Genomic DNA, 17,280 nt, shown 5'->3' on the forward strand with positions numbered 1-17,280 from the left:
GCCCTCCTACCGGGGCGCCGCAGGGAGGACCCACCCCATGACCTCGTTCAGACGCACCGCGCAGCGCTCCGCCGCGCTCGCGGTCACGGCGGCGGCCGCGCTGGCGGTCACGCTCGTGCAGAACCCGGCGACGGCCGAGAAGGACAACCGGCCCGCGCGCACCGTCGACGTCCGCCTGATCGGCATCAACGACCTGCACGGCAACATCGAGCCGCCCACGGGTTCCTCGGGCCGCGTCACGCTGTCCGACGGCACGCAGGTCGAAGCGGGTGGCGCCGCCTACAACGCCACCCACATCCGCAACCTCCAGGCCGAGGTGCGCAACTCGGTGATCGTCGGCCAGGGCGACCTGATCGGCGCGTCCCCGATCGTGTCCGCGCTGTTCCACGACGAGCCGACGATCGAGGTCCTCAACCGGTTCGGCATGGACACCACGGCCGCCGGCAACCACGAGTTCGACGAGGGCTACCAGGAGCTGCTGCGGATGCAGCGCGGCGGCTGCCACCCGGCGGACGGCTGCCAGTTCCGCGAGACCTACGAGGGCGCGGACTTCCCGATCCTCGGCGCGAACGTGACGCTGGCGGCGAACGACCGGCCCGCGCTGCCGCCGTTCTGGGTGGAGTTCCGCGACGGCGTGCCGATCGGGTTCATCGGCATGCCGCTGAAGGACGTGCCGATCCTGGTCGACCCGAACGGCATCAAGGAGCTGGAGTTCGGCGACGAGGTCGCCGCCGCCAACCGGTACGCCGACCTGCTCAACTGGCTCGGCGTGAAGTCGATCGTGCTGCTCATCCACCAGGGCGACAGCACCTCCGGCGGCGGCCCGAACGACTGCCGCACGGTGCCCAGCGGCCCCGGCCGCAGCATCGCCGAGCGGGTCAGCCCGAAGATCGACGCGATCTTCTCCGGCCACAGCCACCAGCACTACAACTGCACGGTGACCGACCCGGCGGGCAACCCGCGCCCGTTCATCGAGGGCCTGGCGTTCGGCCGCGAGCTGTCCGTCGTCGACCTCAAGATCGACAAGCGGACCCGCGAGGTCATCCGCTCGGCGACGGTCGCCCGCAACCACGTGGTGACCAAGGACGTCGCAGCGGACCCGGAGGTCCAGGCGATCATCGACCTGGCCAAGTCGAAGTCCGGCCCGATCGCCAACCGCCCGGTCGGCACCATCGCCCAGGACATCCCGCGCGCGCAGAACGCGGCGGGCGAGTCCGCGCTCGGCAACCTGATCGCCGACTCCCAGCTGGCCGCCACCACGGACAACGGCGCGGTGCTCGCGCTGATGAACCCGGGCGGTGTGCGCGCCGACCTGACCTACGCCTCCTCGCCCGCCGGTGAGGGCAACGGCGTGGTGACCTACGGCGAGGCGTTCACCGTGCAGCCGTTCGGCAACATCCTGCAGACGGTCACGCTGACCGGCGCGCAGCTCAAGGCGGCGCTGGAGCAGCAGTGGCAGGTCGTCAACGGCGTGCAGCGGCAGATCATCCTGCAGCCGTCCGCCGGCCTGACCTACTCGTGGTCGGCGTCCGCGCCGATCGGCTCGAAGGTGTCGGACATCGTGCTCAACGGGACGCCGCTGGACCCGGCCGCGAACTACCGGGTCACCATCAACAGCTTCCTGCAGGGCGGCGGCGACGGCTTCAGCGCGTTCACCGCCGGCACCGAGATCACCGGTGGCGGTATCGACCTGGACGGCTTCACGGCCTACCTGACCGCGAACCCGAACACCGCGCCGCCGGCGCTCGGCCGCATCACCACCACGCCGTGACACACGCTCGGTGAGCGGGCACGCACGAGCCCGCTCACCGGGCGCTCACGGTGCGCGACGACTGTCCCACTGAGCCGGACGAATCTCATTTCACCAGTTCAGGGGCTTCTGCTCCGGTTGTGCATCACGCCGATCAGGCGCATGCTCGACACAGGACCTGCCACCGGCGGAACCCGAGCTGACCCGCCGGCGGCACGCCCGGAAGGGGTAGGTGGTGCGGTGCAGGTAAGTCCTCGCGGTGACGAACCGCGTTCGAGCCGCAACCCCGCGGGCGGAGCGGTCTTCAGACCGGCCCGATCGCGAACGTGAGCGGTTCCGACGAGGTTTCGAGCGCACGGCGCCACCGGCGCCATCGCCGCGCTTGACGATGTTGACCCGGTAAGTCTCAGGGCGCCGTCTCCACCGTCGGTGCCGACCGCGGTCCACGCCGACCTCGTCACGCAGGTTTCGTCACTTCCACATGGGAAATCCCGGGTGCGGTGCCCCGACGTCGGGCCCCGCACCCGGGGCTCGTGCTGTCCGGGTCCGGTGCTTCGGCTGAGAGGACGTGCCGTGCAGTTCAACGAAGGTGCCGAGCTGGACACGTCACAGGTCAGTGACCAACGCGGTGTCGGTGGCCGGGTCGCCCTGGGCGGCGGTGGGCTGGGCATCGTCGGCCTGATCCTGTACTTCGTGCTGTCGCAGATCGGCGGTGGCGTGCAGCTGCCGTCCGGCTCGGGGTTCAGCGACGTCGGCCAGGGCCAGCAGGTCGGGTCCGAGGCCATCAAGGAGAAGTGCCGCACCGGCGCGGACGCCAACCGCGAGTCCGACTGCCGCGCGGTGGCGTTCATCAACTCGATCCAGGCCTACTGGACCGACCAGTTCGCCCGGTCGGGCCGCACCTACCAGGCCGCGCAGACGAACTTCTTCTCCGGCAGCGTGTCGACCCGGTGCGGCAGCGCGTCGTCCGCGGTGGGGCCGTTCTACTGCCCCGCGGACGCGCAGGTCTACATCGACCTCGGGTTCTTCCAGGAGATGCAGCAGAAGTTCGGGGCGACCGGCGGGCCGTTCGTCGAGGCGTACATCCTCGCCCACGAGTACGGCCACCACGTCCAGAACCTGCTCGGCACGTCCGACCGGGTGCGCCAGGGTTCCGGGCCGGAGTCGGACTCGGTGCGGCTGGAGCTGCAGGCCGACTGCTACGCGGGCGCCTGGGCCAACCACGCCGAGACCGTGCCGACGTCGTCCGGCCAGCCGTTGATCACCGGCGTCACGCAGGACGACGTGAACGCGGCGCTGGACGCGGCGGCCCGCATCGGCGACGACTTCATCCAGGGCGAGCTGGGCGGCGGTCACGTCGACACGACCCAGTTCACGCACGGCACGTCGGCGCAGCGGCAGAAGTGGTACACGACCGGCTACGAGACCGGCGACCCGGCGCGCTGCAACACGTTCGACACCGACAACCTGGGCTGAGCCCGCTCAGGGGCGCGCGGTCTCGCGCGGTGTCGCACGTGCCACACCGCGTGCCACCGATCGTGGTGTTAGCGTCGCTAACCAACCGCGCAACCCAGGGGAGAGTGGCCGTGACGACGCTGGAGGCGATCGTCGTCGTCCTGGCCGGTGTGTTCGCCGGTGGGATCAACACCGTGGTGGGTTCCGGGACCCTCGTGACGTTCCCGGTGCTGCTCGCCGTCGGCTACCCGCCGGTGGTGGCCAACGTGTCGAACAGCCTGGGGCTGGTGCCCGGCTCGCTCAGCGGCGCGTTCGGCTACCGGCGCGAGCTGACCGGGCAGGCGGGCCGGGTGAAGCGGCTGCTGCCCGCCTCGGTGCTGGGCGCCGTGGGCGGCGCGATCCTGCTCGTCGTGCTGCCGGAGGACGCGTTCTCCGCGATCGTGCCGGTGCTGATCGCCATCGCGCTGGTGCTGGTGGTCGCGCAGCCGTGGCTCAACCGCAAGCTCGCCGAACGGGAACGCCACGAGCACGGCGGCGTGGCGCTGTGGATCGGCATCTTCCTCGCGGGCATCTACGGCGGCTACTTCGGCGCGGCCCAGGGCGTGCTGGTGATGGGGCTCATGGGCGTGCTGATGAGCGAGCACATCCAGCGGATGAACGCGCTGAAGAACGTGCTGACGGCGTTCGTGAACCTGGTCGCGGGCGTGCTGTTCATCTTCATCGCCGACGTGGCGTGGCTCGCCGTGCTGCTGCTCGCGGTCGGCTCGGTGGTCGGCGGTCAGCTCGGTGCGAAGGTCGGCCGCCGACTCCCACCCGTCGCGCTGCGCGCGGTGATCGTGGTGGTGGGAGTCGTGGCCATCACTCAGATCCTCACCCGCTGAACGACTTCGCGGCCGCCAGGAACGCGTCGTTCTCCTCCGGCTCGCCGATCGTGACGCGCGCGCCGTCGCCGACGAACGCCCGCACCACCACCTTGTGCGCCAGGCAGTGCTCGTTGAACGCGGCGGTCCGCTCGCCCAGCGGCAGCCACACGAAGTTCGCCTGCGACTCGGGCACCTCGAACCCGGCGGCCAGCAGCTCGCCGCGCACCCGGGCCCGCTCGGCCACGATCGCCCGGCACCGCGCCATCAGCTCGGCCTCGGCGTCCAGCGACGCCAGCGCCGCGACCTGCGCCAGCGCGTTCACGCTGAACGGCACGTAGACCTTGCGCAGCGTCTCGGCCACCGCGGGCGAGGCCACCGCGTACCCGACGCGCAGCCCGGCCAGCCCGTACGCCTTGGAGAACGTGCGCAGCACGGCCACGTTGTCCCGGCCCGCGGCCCACTGCGCCTTGGCCAGCTCCACGCCGTCCGGCACGTCCGGGTCGTCCACGAACTCCTTGTACGCCTCGTCGATCACGACGAGCACGTCGGACGGCACCCGCTCGATGAACCGCTCGATCTCCGCCGCGCGCAACGCCGTCCCGGTCGGGTTGTTCGGGTTGCACACGAACACCAGCCGGGTGTCCGGGGTGATCGCGTCGGCCATCGCGTCCAGGTCGAGCCCGTGGCCCCCGGTCAGCGGCACCCTGGTCTGCCGGGCGCCGACGACCGCGGTGATGATCGGGTACGCCTCGAACGAGCGCCACGCGAACACCACCTCGTCGGCCCCGGTGCAGGTCGCCTGCACCAACTGCTGGCACAGCGTCACCGAGCCGCAGCCGACGGCCACCTGGTCGGCGGGCACGCCCAGCTTGTCCGCCAGCCGGGCCACGAGGTCGGTGGCGGCGGTGTCGGGGTAGCGGTTCACGGCGGTGGCCGCGTCCGCGATCGCCCGCACCACGCTGGGCAGCGGTCCGGCCGACACCTCGTTGCTGGCCAGCTTGATCGCGCCGGGGATCGTCTTACCGGGCACATATCCGGGCAGCGCGACGAGGTCGGCGCGGGTTCGCACGGTCATCCAAGGGCTCCCTTCAGGGTTCTGAGCTGGACGTTATCCGGTGAAAGACCCGGATGGGGCATACCTGCCGTACGGATGCTCACGTTGACTGCCGTTCACCCCCACGTGGAAGGGTTGGGCCATGATTGCTACCCGCACCGAGACGCTCTCCCTCACCGACGGCCGTGAGCTGCGGCTGACCGTCGCCGAGCCGGAGAACGCCGTCCGCGGCGGCCTGGTCGTGCTGCACGAGGCGCGCGGCGTCACCGACACCGTCCGCGGGTTGGTGAGCAGTCTCGCCGCCGAGGGGTGGTTGGCGGTCGCGCCGCACCTCTACGACGAGGTGTCCGGCGACGAGGCGCCGGCGATGGTGAGCGGGCTGTCCGGCGAGGACGTGCTGGCCGACACCGACGTCGCGTTCGTCTGGCTCGGCCAGCAGGGCGTCAGCCAGGACCGGATGGGTGTCATGGGCTTCGACCTGGGCGGATCGGTCGCGATGGTGGTTGCGGGAAGCCGAACCATCGGTGCCGCGGTGACGGTTGGAGGTGGTGGGATCCTCGAACCGCTGGCCGAGGGGCTGCCGTCGCTGGTGGAGGTCGCGGAGGAGCTGACCTGCCCGTGGCTGGGCCTCTACGGTGACGACGACACCGAGATCGCGTTCAGCGACGTGGAGAAGTTGCGCGACGCCGCGGCGGCGCCCGTGGCGACCGACGTGGTCCGGTTCTCGCACACCAGCCACCGGTTCGACACCACGCCCGAGGTCAGCGCGGAGGCCTGGCAGCGGGCGTTGAACTGGTTCGACTCACATCTTCGCTAAGCCTCTGGTCGGCGGCTTGGAACCGAACCGCGTTCCCGGTACATCTAAGGAAGGCGTCCGGAACGCCTGGTTTTCTCCTCGTCGCGGGCTAACGCGCGGTAGGCCCGCGGCGAATCGCAGTGCAGGGGGTAGTGATGAGCGACGGGAACACGGTCCCACTCGCGGGTGCACAGACGGTGCAGATCCCGCCGGGCTTCACGCCGTCCGCGGCGGCGCAGCCCGCGGTCGTGGCGGAGCCACCGGTGGCCGCCGCCCCTGTCGCTCCACCGGGTTCACCGGAGCCCGCCGTTCCACCGCCGCCGGCCGCCGACCCCGGCGCCACGGTCACCCTGCCCGCCCCGGCCGCGGTCGAGCCCGAGGTGGTCAAGCCCGTCGCGGAGAGCTTCGCGAAGGCGGCGCAGACCGACCTGGACAAGGCCACCACCGCGCTGGACGCGGTGGACAAGGGCTCGGTGCAGCTCGACCTGGACAAGCAGGGCGTCGACGACCTGCTCAAGCTGGTCTCGCAGGCCCGCAGCATGGTCGACGAGGTGCACAGCCGCGCGGTCAACAACCTCGACGTCGACCTCAAGTTCGGCAACAACTGGGTGAGCGACGCGATCAGCAGGCGGCTGCGCGAGGTGGCGGTGGGCAACGAGGAGTCGGCGGTCAACGTGATCGGTGACTTCATGCAGGTGCTGTTCGAAGTCGAGGAGACCATCCGCGAAGCGGCGCGGAACCTGGAACGGGCCGACGACGAAGCTGCGGACGCCTTCGGATCCGCGGGGGAGGCCAAGGGCTGATGGGCGACAACAGGCACGGCGGCAACCACGGCGGTGGCCAGGGCCACGGTGGCGGCCAGCACGGTGGTCACGGCGGTCAGGGCCACGGTCAGGGCCATGGCGGTGGTCACGGTCAAGGTCATGGCGGTGGTCATGGCGGTGGCGGTCACGGCCAGGGCCACGGCGGTGGTCATGGTGGCGGTCAGGGCCACGACAAGCCCACCGACCTCGGCCAGAAGGTCGACTGGATGACCTACAGCCACCAGCAGCTGTGGGAGATGATCAACACCGGCGTCGACCTCAAGGCCGCGGCCAGCGCCCAGTCCGACTGGGCCGCGGTCGGCAAGGCCCTCGGCGAGGTGCAGGAGTACCTGGCCAAGGCGATCGGCCGGTCCAGCCAGGCGTGGACCGGCGAGTCGGCCGAACGCGCCCGCGAGGCGCTGGAGTCGGTGGAGAAGTGGGCGCTGAACACCAGCGAGCACGCCGACAACGTGGCCAAGTGCATCGCCACCGAGATCGACCACGTGCAGACGGCGCGCGAGATGATGCCGCCGCCCGCACCCGCGCCGCCGATCGTCACGCCGGTCGTCGACGCGCCCTCGGCCACGACCGCCACCCCGACCCCGATCGCCACGCCGCGCACCCCGTCGGTGCGCACCCGGCTGGTCGAGGACACCGGCTTCCGCTCGCCGACCTCCGTGCCGGGGGAGAGCCTGATCTCCAACCCGACCACGCGCTCACCGGGCGCGTTCACCGGCATCGACAGCATCGCCGCGCCCGCGATCGACTCGGTCGCCACCGCGGACGCGACGCACCGCCAGGCCGCCGAGGTCATGGCGATGTTCCAGCTCAACTCCTACGAGGTCGACCGGACCGTGCCGTCGTTCAGCCCGCCGACCAACCCGGTCGCGCCGCCCCCTCCGCCGCCCGTGGTCGTCACGCCGAACCCGCCCGTCGTCGACGGTGGTGGCGGGGGTGGCGGCGTCGGTGGCGGTGGCGGTGGCGCCGTGGTCAACAACCCCGGCGGCACGCCGAACCAGCGCCCCGGCGGCACGTCCGGCCAGTTCGGTCGCGGCGGCTTCGCCGGTGGCCGCGGCGGGTTCGGCGGTCGCGCCGTCATGCCCACGCCGGTCGGCGCGGCGGGCGGCGGTGGCGGCGGTCCGGTGGCCGGTCCCGGTGGCGCCACGGGTGCGCTCGGCCCCGACCGGGGTGGCTCCGGCAGCAACCCCGGCAGCGTGACCAGCCAGTTCCAGGCACCCAAGTCGGTGACGCCGCAGTCCGGCATGATCGGCGCCGCGCCGATGGCCGCGCCGCCGCCCGTCGCCGGTGGTGGCGGTGGCGAGAAGGACCGCAACCGTCCCGGGTACCTGGAGGACGACGACAACGTCTTCGGCGTCGACCGCAAGGCCGCACCCCCGGTGATCGGCCTGTGACCGAGCGCGTCTTCCGGCTCAGTGAAGTGGAGTTCTTCCTGCTCTGGCAGGCGGTCCACCGCGACGCCCACCCGGTCCCGCTCGGCACCAGGCACTTCGGGCACACCCAGCGGGAACGGGCCGCGCTGATCGAGACCGCGTCCCGCGACCTGGCCGCGCGCGGCCTCGGCACCGTGCAGCGGCCGGACGAGGAGCTGTACGGGCTGCTGCGCGGCCTGGCCGAGTTCGAGATCGGCCTGGAGGTGTTCTTCACCGTGCGCGGCGCACAGGCGCGCGGCCTGGCCACGGCCGCGTGGCACGGCGCGTTCGCGGGCAGGCTCGGCAACCAGGTGCAGGTGGCCGGGTTCCGGCCGACCGCGCTGGCCGCCACCACGGTCAACACCCTCCCGCCCGCGCCACCCGGCAGCGGCCGGTCGGTCAACGTGCGCTGGGACGACTACCTGGCCGCGGGCAAGGCCGGGCAGGACGACGGCAGCGAGGGGTTCCTCGACGCGCTGCGCGCGGTCGGCCTGCGCGAGCCGGAGGCCAACACCCTGATGCGTGCCGTGACCACGCGCAGCGGCGGCGGCCAGGTCGGCGTGATCGCCCGCAACCGGGCCGGCTACCTGCACCCGACCGGCGCGGTCATCTCGTGGCTGGACACCGCCGAGGGCCGGTACCTCGTGCGGCGGGACGACGGGTGGCTCGTCGTCGCGCCCACGGACGCGACGAGGCTGATCTCCGCGGTCGAGGGACTGGTGGCGAGCGCCGGCCGGAACTGATCCGGTGTGTGGATGCCTGCTGTGGTTCCGGGCCGCCGGATCGGCTAGGAACTTCAGGTATGACCGAGATGCGTGCCGGCACCGCCGCCGGCGAGGCGGAAGTCCTCTGGCGCCCTGACCCCGACCGGGTCCAGGGCAGCAGGATGACCGCGTTCCGCTCGTGGCTCGCCTCGACCAAGGGCCTGGACCTCCCCGACTACGAGTCGCTGTGGGAGTGGTCCACCTCCGACCTGGAGGGGTTCTGGGGCGCGATCGCGGAGTTCTTCGACGTGGTGTTCCACAGCGCGCCCACGCGCGTGCTGGAGGCGCCCGTGATGCCCGGCGCGTCCTGGTTCCCCGGTGCCACGCTGAACTACGCCGAGCACGCCCTCAGGGGCCCGGACGACGACCTGGCGGTCGTGTTCCACCGCGAGGACGGGCTGTCGTCGCAACTCACGTACGGGCAGCTGCGCCGCCGGGTGGCCGCCGTGCGCGCCGGGTTCGTCGAGCTGGGCGTGCGGCGTGGCGACCGGGTGGTGGCGCTGGTGCCGAACTCGCCGGAGGCGCTGATCGCGTTCCTGGCGGCGGCGTCGCTCGGCGCGACCTGGTCGTCGTGCTCGCCGGACTTCGGCGCGCGGGCCATCGCCGACCGGTTCACCCAGATCTCGCCGACCGTGCTCGTCGCCGTGGACGGGTACCGGTACAACGGGCGGGCGTTCGACGTGCGGTCGACGGTGGAGAAGCTGAGGGCGGAGATCCCGTCGCTGCGCGCCACCGTGGTGGTCGACTACGTCGGCGGCACCCCGCTGCCCGGCACCGTGACGTGGGACTCCCTGCTGGCCTCGCACGCCGACGCCGCGCTGGAGTTCGAACCGGTCCCGTTCGACCACCCGCTGTGGGTGCTGTACTCGTCCGGTACGACCGGCCTGCCCAAGGGCATCGTTCAAGGCCACGGCGGGATCGTCGTCGAGCACCTGAAGATGCTGGCGCTGCACAGCGACCTGGGGCCGGGCGACCGGTTCTTCTGGTTCACCACCACCGGCTGGATGATGTGGAACTTCCTCGTCTCCGGCCTGCTGGTCGGGTCGACGGTCGTGCTGTTCGACGGCAGTCCCGCGCACCCCGACCTGAACGTGCTCTGGCACCTGGCCGAGCAGCACCGCGTGAACTACTTCGGCACGTCCGCGCCCTACATCCAGTCGTGCCTCAAGGAGGGCCTGCACCCGGCCGAGCGCTACGACCTGACGGGCCTGCGCGTCGTCGGCTCCACGGGCGCACCCCTCACGCCCGAGGGTTTCCGCTGGATCGCGTCGGCCGTCGGTCCAGACATCCAGATCGCCTCGGTCTCCGGTGGTACCGACCTGTGCACCGCGTTCGTCGCCGCCGCCCCTGACCTCCCGGTGTGGCTGGGCGAGCTCTCGTGCCGCGCGCTGGGTGCCGCTGTGGAGTCCTACTCGGAGTCCGGCGTCCCCGTGGTCGAAGAGGTCGGCGAGCTGGTGATCACCAAGCCGATGCCGTCGATGCCGGTGTTCTTCTGGGGCGACGAGGACGGCGCGAAACTGCGCGAGGCGTACTTCTCCACGTTCGAGGGCGTCTGGCGCCACGGCGACTGGATCAGGATCACCGGGCGCGGCTCGGCCGTCATCTACGGCCGCAGCGACTCCACCCTGAACCGCGGCGGGGTCCGCATGGGCACCAGCGAGTTCTACCGGGTCGTCGAAGGCCTGCCCGGCGTGGCCGACTCCCTGGTGATCGACACGTCCGGCGCCGGCCAGACAGACGGCGAACTGCTGTGCTTCCTGGTCCTGGACGGAGACCACACCCTGGCCGACCTGGAACCACGCCTGAGGACCGAACTGCGGACCAACCTCTCCCCGCGCCACGTGCCGAACCGGTTCGTGGCCGTGGACGAGATCCCGAGGACCCTCAACGGCAAGAAGTGCGAGGTCCCGGTGAAGAAGATCCTGGCAGGCACCCCACCCGAGCGCGCCGTCAGCCTGGACGCCCTGCGCAACCCGGCCGCCCTGCACCCATTCCTCGACCTGGCCCGAGACCTACCTCACCCCACCGCTGGCTGACCCCCGTGAAACGCCCTCCTCCACCCCCTCTGACCAGCGCGGATGCGGTAAAGAGGGGGGCGTTTTGCTAGAGCGGCGGGGGCATGTGTAATCTATGCGTCGTAGCCGAGGGCTCCGGGAGGCTTCGCCTAGTCTGGTCTATGGCGCCGCACTGCTAATGCGGTTTGGGTTTACCGCCCATCCCGGGTTCAAATCCCGGAGCCTCCGCAACACCCGGCTTCGGCCGGGTGACAACTGAAGAACGATGCGCTCGTAGCTCAACGGATAGAGCATCTGACTACGGATCAGAAGGTTGCAGGTTCGAATCCTGCCGAGCGCACACCGCTCAGGGCCCCTGTGGAGAGTCGTCCGCAGGGGCCCTGAGCGCATCGGCGACAGCAGCTCACCTCGCGGCGGCATCATCGAAGGGCGGTCCCTCGGTGCCGCGCCTTGCCGGCCTCGGGCACGACGCCTGCGTCGGGACATCTCCGCGTCGTTGGACCGTCATCGTGGGCGATCACTGCGGTGGTCACCTGGTGATCACACGTGTTGGTGACAGTCTGTCACTGTGTCTCGTTTGGCTTGCTTCTGAACGACTCCAATGGGTGAGGCATGCTCGTTGTTCAGCGGAAACGCACAATCTGCTCGTCGTCTCCGCATATTTGCGGAACTTATTCGTGGTAATGTTCGCGACCTGGTGATGCGCAGGCTTCGGCCGCCATACGATTCTTGCAGGGGAAACCGTGGATAATGTTGCCCTGAGTCACGTGGTCGTAGCGGTCGACGGGCCTGCGGCCGCCGGTAAAACCACGACCTGTCTCGCACTCGCTGGGACCTTCGGGCTGAAATACCTGGAGAGCGGTAGGACCTACCGCCTCCTCGCTTTTGAGGCGTTACGGCGGAGTGTTTCCGTCGATGACGAGTCGGCTGTGGTCTCCTTGTGCGAAGAGCTCATCGAGTCGAGCCGGACCGCGGGCCTTCTCGAGGTCGACCGGCACGACGCCGGGGACCTCCGCTCGCGAGCCGTCAACGTCGCGGTCTCCGCCGTGGCCAAGTTCCCCGAGCTTCGCAGGCGGGTGACCGAGCTGGTCCGCGTTTGGGCCGGCGCCCAGGGCAGGTGCGTCGTCGAGGGGCGCGACATCGGCACTGTGGTCTTCCCCGCCGCGCCCGTCAAGTTCTACTTGACCGCCACACCTGAGGCCAGGGCGGCTCGCCGCGTCGTCCAAGAGCGTGCGGGCTCGTACGAGGACGTGCTGAGGGACGTGATGCGTCGCGACGAGGCCGATATGTCCAGGACCGCATCCCCCCTGGTGCCGGCTGACGACGCCGTCGTTATTGACACCACCGACCTCGCGGTGACCCAAGTGGTCGACCTCATGGCCTCGCTGTGCCGACGTCGCGGGGTGGCGATTCCATGATCGTCAGGCTTGAGGACGCGTGACCAGGAGAGTTGCGTGACATTCACCCGGTGAGTTGGTCGAAGTGTGCCGAAAGGGTTCAGTCTGGCTCTGAACCACGCTAGGTTGACCATGCTGGCGGAACGGCAAGTGATCGAATCGGTGGTGACGTGTGAAGCGAGAGGTCTGATGGGGCAATCAGCAGTAATGAAAAACGCCGAGGTCGCCACGGCCGCACAGGACGGTTGCCTGTTCTGTCAGATCTATGACGAATCAATTAACCACCTGTTGACGGAAAGTGACCTGTTCTACGTCAGGTGGGACAACTACCCGGCGGCGGAGGGGCACGTCGAAGTGGTGCCCAAGCGGCACGTGGAGTCCTACTTCGACCTCACAGACGAGGAAGCCGCCGAGGCTTACCGCATGGTGAAGCTGGCGCAGCGGATGCTCGACTCGAAGTACCACCCCGCCGGTTACACCATCGGGGTCAACGAAGGGCGCGCGGCCGGTCGCACGGTGGACCACCTGCACATCCACCTCATCCCCAGGTACACGGGTGACGTGACCGACCCCCGCGGCGGTGTCCGCCACGTGCTCCCCGGCACCGACCCGGATCAGTGGGGGTCCTGACCTTTCATCGCCTCCGCGATGAACCAGGTACCGCGACCGCTCGGGTGGACGTCCGCCCTGACGAACCCCGCTTCGCGCAATTCACGCACCACCGAGTCCGGCTTCCTGAGCGAGAACCACCGCGGGAAGGAGAGCCGCCCTCCGGTCATCCAGGCTTCCTCGTCGCCGTCCTTGAGGCTGATGGCGGCCAGCCCGTCCGGGAGCAACACCCGGTGAACCTCGCGGAAAGCCTCGATGTGGTGGCGGCGGGGGATGTGCAAGACACTCGCGCACGCCCAGACCCCCGCGAACACGCCGTCGCGGAACGGCAAGGACGTCAAGTCGAACTGCACCACGCCTGCCGGTGCGCACCGCAGGCGCGTCATCGTCAACAGCCGCTCGCTCAAGTCGCCCGAGATCACCGTCACGCCGCGGTGGACGAGGTACTCGGTGTCGCGACCGGCACCGCACCCCAGGTCCAGCACGGGGCCTGCCGGTAGCGCGTCGAGAAAGCGGTCCAGTTCCCGGTCGAGTCCCGGGAACTGCGCCAACCGGCCAGTGGTCGTCGCGTACTCGTCAGCGTTCCGGTTGTATGTCGCCCGCGTGCGGGCGACCACCTCCCTGATGCCGGGCTCTGTCATGTGCACTCGAAGTCTTCGCGCCCGATCGCCATGCCGAGGTTGCTCATCTCCTCGAGCAGGTCGCGCCGGAGCAGCACGTCGTGACCGTGACTGGCGTCCACACTGATGCAGCCGACGAATTTGTTGCGGCCGTTCCTGATTGGCGTCGCGAACACCGCGCCTCGGTGCTTGACGACATCGAACGTCTTCCACGTCAGGTTCATCACCGCCTCTGGACCGTGCTGCGAGACGAAACGGTCGAACGCCGCCTCGTCGGTCAGCCGCGCGGCCAACGGCTCCACGTCGAAGTCGACCTCGCGGTCGTACAACCAGCACAGACCCACCACGCCGACCCCCTTGCGGGGGGAGAAGCTCCGCGTCGTCGGGTACGAGGCCATGCGGTAGGTGGCGACCCGCTTAAGCACGCCCTGCACGGGGTGGCGGAGAGTCCTGCGCTTGCGCCAGATGTGCAGTGCCAGGTCACCGGTGGCCAGCGGCGGCTGGACCTGCCCCCCGATGTCGAGCAGCCTGCCGAAGGTCGACAGGACGCGCCGGCGCATCGTCACGTTACGGTCGGCCAACGACCGCGTCTGCCAACCCTCGAACGGCGTGAGCGCGCCGAAGGCGCCTGCCACGCCCAAGAGCACCAACATCAAGTACGACCGGTCGCGCAGGATCGCGTCCCAGATCTCCTTGGACGGCACGTTGTACGTCTTCCCCGCGAGCAACAACGTCGTGACCAGCAGCAAGGATTTGTCGATCGCCTTGGCCGTCGTGCGCCTCATGCCCTGCGGCCGCCCGGGTCGTCCGACACGTGACGCCACGCCTTGCCGGGCAGTGGTGTCACGGTGCCGTCCCCGCGGGCGAGCACGACACCCGCGTCCTGCCGCACAACGCCGATCCGGTGGAAGTCGAGCCGCTCGGCGAGCCCTTCGACCTCTGCCCGCGCGACGGTGAAGACGAGTTCGAAGTCGACCGAGTCGCCCATCACGACACCCAGGGGGTCCAGGTCGAGGTGCTCGGCCACGGCCGCCACCCCCTCGGGGATCGGCAGGTCTCGTTCTTGCACGGTGATGCCCACCCCGCTCGCCGACGCGATCGACTCCAGCGTGGCCTTGAGCCCGTCCGACGTGTCCTGGCAACTCGTCACCACCCCGCTGGCACGCAGCGCCCGCCCCTCGTGGACCCGTGCGTGCGGACGTTTCCAGTTGGCCAGCATCGTGGCGAGGTGCTGCTCGTCTATGACGTCGTCCGGCTTGTCGGCGCGGAGGTAGGCCATCGCCGCCCCCGCGAGGCCTGTGGGCGAGGTGAGGCACACGACGTCGCCGGGTTTCGCCCCGGACCGCAGCAGTGACCCGCCACCCGGGCAGACGCCCAGCGCGGTGGCTGAGAGGATGAGTCGCTCGGCACCGCCGATGTCGCCGCCGACGTTGAGGCAGCCGAAGCGCGAGCAGGCGTCGTGGATTCCCTGCATGACACGCTCGAAGAGGTCGTCCGTCATGTCCGGCGGGTAGCGCACAACAGACAGGACGCCGATCGGGGTGGCGCCCATGGCGGCGATGTCGCTGACGTTCGCGGCCACCAGGTAGTACCCGAGGTCGTACTCGTCGAGGTGTCCCATTTCGTACAAGCGGAACTTGGGTCCGCGGACGTAGTCCGAGCCGACCACCAAGTCGTGGTCGCCGCTGAGCCTGAACACAGCGCAGTCGTCCTGCGCATCGGCGCCGGCGATCAGGTCGACCGCACCCCCTTCCGGCCACCTGACGGGAGCGAATTCACCGACCTGGTCGCCGAAGATCCGGACGATCGTGTCGGCCAACCGCGTCGGTTCGTCGGAGAACACCGGTTCGGTGGACATGTGTCACGCTCCCGGATCCGAGCGGACGTAGCTGAGCCGGGCGGACCAGTGTTCGACCATCCGCATCGTCGAACGCAAATCGTCTTTGCGCATGACGACTGCGTAATCCCATTCGGGATCTTCGATCGAGAGGACGGCGCCGGCCACCGAGCGGAGGTACTGGCGCTTTTGCTGCACGGTCGGCAGGTAGACGCGGCAGCGTCCGTTGAACAAGCGCAAGAAGTAGCTCGCTCCCGGCCAGGGGTCTTGCGCCAGTTCGCTGATGGAGTTCAGGTCCTGGTAGGCCAGGCCGTCTCGGAGCAGGAGGTCGTCCACCGCATCGCCGTCCACTGGCAGCAAGTGCAAGTGCGCGTGGGTGATGCACGCGTGGTCGTCCTGTCCCGGACCGGACCCGTGCTCCATGACCAGCGGCTGTCGGAAGGTTTCCGCGTAGATTTCGACTATGCGCTGCACCAGGTCCTCTGTTTCGCCCGGGTAGGCGGTCAGCACTTGGGCGAAGGAGAGGTAGTGCTTCTTCGGGAGCAGCAGCAGGTGACCGGCGGTGAGGGGCGACATGTCCGCCAAAAGCTCGAAGTTCTCGGTTGAATACACGCGTCGCGATGGTGGATCGCCATCGTAGAAACGGTTGAACGCGGTGTCGATGGCGCCGGAAATTTCTTCGCAAAAATCCGCGCCCGTGCACTGTGTCGCGCCGGCCATGGCTTCCCCCTGGTCGTCTCCCGCTGGGTGTGGATCGGCTCCGCCTGAATCTTCGCGCATGCTAGGGGTGAGCTGGGTGGTCCGAGACGAGTTTAGCTCGAAGGTACTAACGTGTATGTCCGCAATTGTGCGGGTCACAATGTCGATCAGCGGTGTTCGGAACGTCTCGGATTCCCCGGCGAGGTGGATTTCTGCTCGAGTGAAGGCTGAGCCGCCGGTTCATCGCGCCCGATAAGCTGCGATCCCGTGGACCCTGACGGCAAGCTCGTGCGCGACCTGGTGCCCGATCTCATCCGAGCCGAGGGCGGCGACCCGGTCGTCCGCCGTGCCACTCCCGGCGAGTACCGGGAGAGACTGATCGCGAAGCTGGTCGAGGAAGCGGTGGAAGCCGCAGGGGCGGTCGGTGACGACCTGGTCGAGGAGTTGGCCGACGTGCTGGAGGTGGTGCACGCCATCAGCGCGCACCACGGCGTCCCGTTCGATCGGATCGAGGCGGCGCGCGTCCGCAAGGCTGTCGAACGCGGTGGCTTCGCGGGCGGCGTTGTCTGGCTCGGGAATCGCTAGCCGGCGGACACCGCAGCCAGTTGGTCGACAATCCCGGTCGGTGTGACACCCCGGTCGGGTGGGGGACGTCCATCCTGGTTGTGTTCTTCAGACGGAGAACCGGCGGGCTGCCCGATGCCCGCTTCGAACAGTTCGTGCCGCGGTCTACGACAATTACAGCCTCGGCGACGGCACGCGTTCCGGTCGTCGGTCCAGGTGGACGGCAAGCCCGTGGTCGACACGAGCATCGACCGCGACGGCACCACCACCGCGGTCGACCACCAACCGGATGTGGCGGCGCACCCAGGGCTACCACGACCCGGGAAAGGCCGTGGCGGATACCGACGTGCTGACCCCGACGCGGATGAAGCAGGCGCTCGCCGACGGGCGGCTGCGCGTCGTCGCCCAGGGCGAACCTGTGCACGGTCGGTCCACCGTCCACCTGGAGGACGACCTGGGGTGGAAGGTCACCCCGCCGGTCGGGCTCTGGGTCGACTCCGGCACCTGGCTCCCGGTGCGGCACGAGTATCTGCAGGACGAAGACCTCGGGCCCGCCCACTCTGAGTGGCTGCCGCCGACCCCCGAGAACCCTGGGTCGCGCTCGTCGCCCCTATCCCGGACGGC

16 protein-coding genes and 2 tRNA genes are annotated in these 17,280 nt (G+C 69.7%); 13 read left to right on the forward strand and 5 right to left on the reverse strand.

Annotated features, from left to right (window positions below; all coding sequences use genetic code 11):
• Positions 1 to 37: 37 nt before the first annotated feature.
• From B0I31_RS17110 to B0I31_RS17120, 3 genes are all read left to right on the forward strand, one after another.
• A complete protein-coding gene (locus B0I31_RS17110; RefSeq protein ID WP_106616364.1) occupies positions 38 to 1,771 on the forward strand; it encodes a bifunctional metallophosphatase/5'-nucleotidase in 1,734 nt (577 codons plus the stop codon).
• A gap of 552 nt (positions 1,772 to 2,323) precedes the next feature.
• Entirely contained in the window at positions 2,324 to 3,226 is a 903-nt protein-coding gene (gene ypfJ / locus B0I31_RS17115; protein WP_106616365.1) for a KPN_02809 family neutral zinc metallopeptidase, read from the forward strand.
• 110 nt (positions 3,227 to 3,336) lie between these two features.
• Complete coding sequence (locus tag B0I31_RS17120; RefSeq protein WP_106616366.1) at positions 3,337 to 4,086, forward strand: sulfite exporter TauE/SafE family protein; 750 nt, start codon at positions 3,337 to 3,339, stop codon at positions 4,084 to 4,086.
• On the opposite strand, the gene hisC is transcribed toward B0I31_RS17120, so the two are convergent.
• Positions 4,076 to 5,143: a histidinol-phosphate transaminase gene (gene hisC, locus B0I31_RS17125; RefSeq protein WP_106616367.1), complete on the reverse strand. Its 1,068-nt coding sequence runs from the start codon at positions 5,141 to 5,143 to the stop codon at positions 4,076 to 4,078. The two genes, B0I31_RS17120 and hisC, sit on opposite strands and share 11 nt — an antisense overlap.
• Positions 5,144 to 5,264: 121 nt before the next feature.
• Here hisC and B0I31_RS17130 point away from each other — a divergent pair, with 121 nt between their 5' ends.
• From B0I31_RS17130 to B0I31_RS17170, 9 genes are all read left to right on the forward strand, one after another.
• Positions 5,265 to 5,939, forward strand: a complete 675-nt coding sequence (locus B0I31_RS17130; RefSeq protein ID WP_106616368.1) for a dienelactone hydrolase family protein — start codon at positions 5,265 to 5,267, stop codon at positions 5,937 to 5,939.
• 134 nt (positions 5,940 to 6,073) lie between these two features.
• The gene (locus tag B0I31_RS17135; RefSeq protein ID WP_106616369.1) at positions 6,074 to 6,721 is read left to right on the forward strand and encodes a hypothetical protein; all 648 of its coding nucleotides are present in this window, start codon (positions 6,074 to 6,076) and stop codon (positions 6,719 to 6,721) included.
• Complete coding sequence (locus B0I31_RS42590) at positions 6,721 to 8,133, forward strand: PPE domain-containing protein (RefSeq protein WP_106616370.1); 1,413 nt, start codon at positions 6,721 to 6,723, stop codon at positions 8,131 to 8,133. Before B0I31_RS17135 ends, B0I31_RS42590 begins: the two co-directional genes overlap by 1 nt.
• Positions 8,130 to 8,894: an ESX secretion-associated protein EspG gene (locus tag B0I31_RS17145; RefSeq protein ID WP_106616371.1), complete on the forward strand. Its 765-nt coding sequence runs from the start codon at positions 8,130 to 8,132 to the stop codon at positions 8,892 to 8,894. Before B0I31_RS42590 ends, B0I31_RS17145 begins: the two co-directional genes overlap by 4 nt.
• A 59-nt stretch (positions 8,895 to 8,953) precedes the next feature.
• Positions 8,954 to 10,951, forward strand: coding sequence for an acetoacetate--CoA ligase (locus B0I31_RS17150; protein WP_106616372.1), 1,998 nt, complete (start codon positions 8,954 to 8,956; stop codon positions 10,949 to 10,951).
• Positions 10,952 to 11,068: 117 nt separating this feature from the next.
• A tRNA-Ser gene (locus B0I31_RS17155) sits at positions 11,069 to 11,158 on the forward strand.
• A gap of 39 nt (positions 11,159 to 11,197) precedes the next feature.
• Positions 11,198 to 11,270 (forward strand) — tRNA-Arg (locus B0I31_RS17160).
• Between the two features lie 427 nt (positions 11,271 to 11,697).
• On the forward strand, positions 11,698 to 12,348 hold the full coding sequence (cmk, locus tag B0I31_RS17165) for a (d)CMP kinase (protein ID WP_181320207.1): 651 nt from the start codon (positions 11,698 to 11,700) through the stop codon (positions 12,346 to 12,348).
• A gap of 186 nt (positions 12,349 to 12,534) precedes the next feature.
• Positions 12,535 to 12,957 carry an HIT family protein gene (locus tag B0I31_RS17170; RefSeq protein ID WP_106616374.1) on the forward strand — a complete coding sequence of 141 codons (423 nt, stop codon included), beginning with the start codon at positions 12,535 to 12,537 and terminating at the stop codon, positions 12,955 to 12,957.
• Here the strand turns inward: B0I31_RS17170 and B0I31_RS17175 are convergent.
• The 4 genes from B0I31_RS17175 to B0I31_RS17190 are packed head-to-tail and all read right to left on the reverse strand — an operon-like array spanning position 12,942 to position 16,113.
• Positions 12,942 to 13,577 (reverse strand): class I SAM-dependent DNA methyltransferase, encoded by a 636-nt coding sequence (locus B0I31_RS17175; RefSeq protein WP_146173872.1) that lies wholly within the window; start codon positions 13,575 to 13,577, stop codon positions 12,942 to 12,944. The two genes, B0I31_RS17170 and B0I31_RS17175, sit on opposite strands and share 16 nt — an antisense overlap.
• Positions 13,574 to 14,341, reverse strand: a complete 768-nt coding sequence (locus tag B0I31_RS17180) for a hypothetical protein (RefSeq protein WP_106616376.1) — start codon at positions 14,339 to 14,341, stop codon at positions 13,574 to 13,576. Before B0I31_RS17180 ends, B0I31_RS17175 begins: the two co-directional genes overlap by 4 nt.
• On the reverse strand, positions 14,338 to 15,414 hold the full coding sequence (thiL, locus tag B0I31_RS17185; protein WP_106616377.1) for a thiamine-phosphate kinase: 1,077 nt from the start codon (positions 15,412 to 15,414) through the stop codon (positions 14,338 to 14,340). The genes B0I31_RS17180 and thiL overlap by 4 nt, the downstream gene beginning before the upstream one ends.
• Before the next feature lie 3 nt (positions 15,415 to 15,417).
• Positions 15,418 to 16,113, reverse strand: coding sequence for an HIT family protein (locus tag B0I31_RS17190; protein ID WP_181320208.1), 696 nt, complete (start codon positions 16,111 to 16,113; stop codon positions 15,418 to 15,420).
• Between the two features lie 246 nt (positions 16,114 to 16,359).
• On the opposite strand from B0I31_RS17190, the gene B0I31_RS17195 reads away from it, so the two are divergent.
• Positions 16,360 to 16,677: a nucleoside triphosphate pyrophosphohydrolase gene (locus B0I31_RS17195; RefSeq protein WP_106616379.1), complete on the forward strand. Its 318-nt coding sequence runs from the start codon at positions 16,360 to 16,362 to the stop codon at positions 16,675 to 16,677.
• Positions 16,678 to 17,280 lie beyond the last annotated feature (603 nt).

Source organism: Saccharothrix carnea (assembly GCF_003014735.1).
GTDB lineage: Bacteria > Actinomycetota > Actinomycetes > Mycobacteriales > Pseudonocardiaceae > Actinosynnema > Actinosynnema carneum.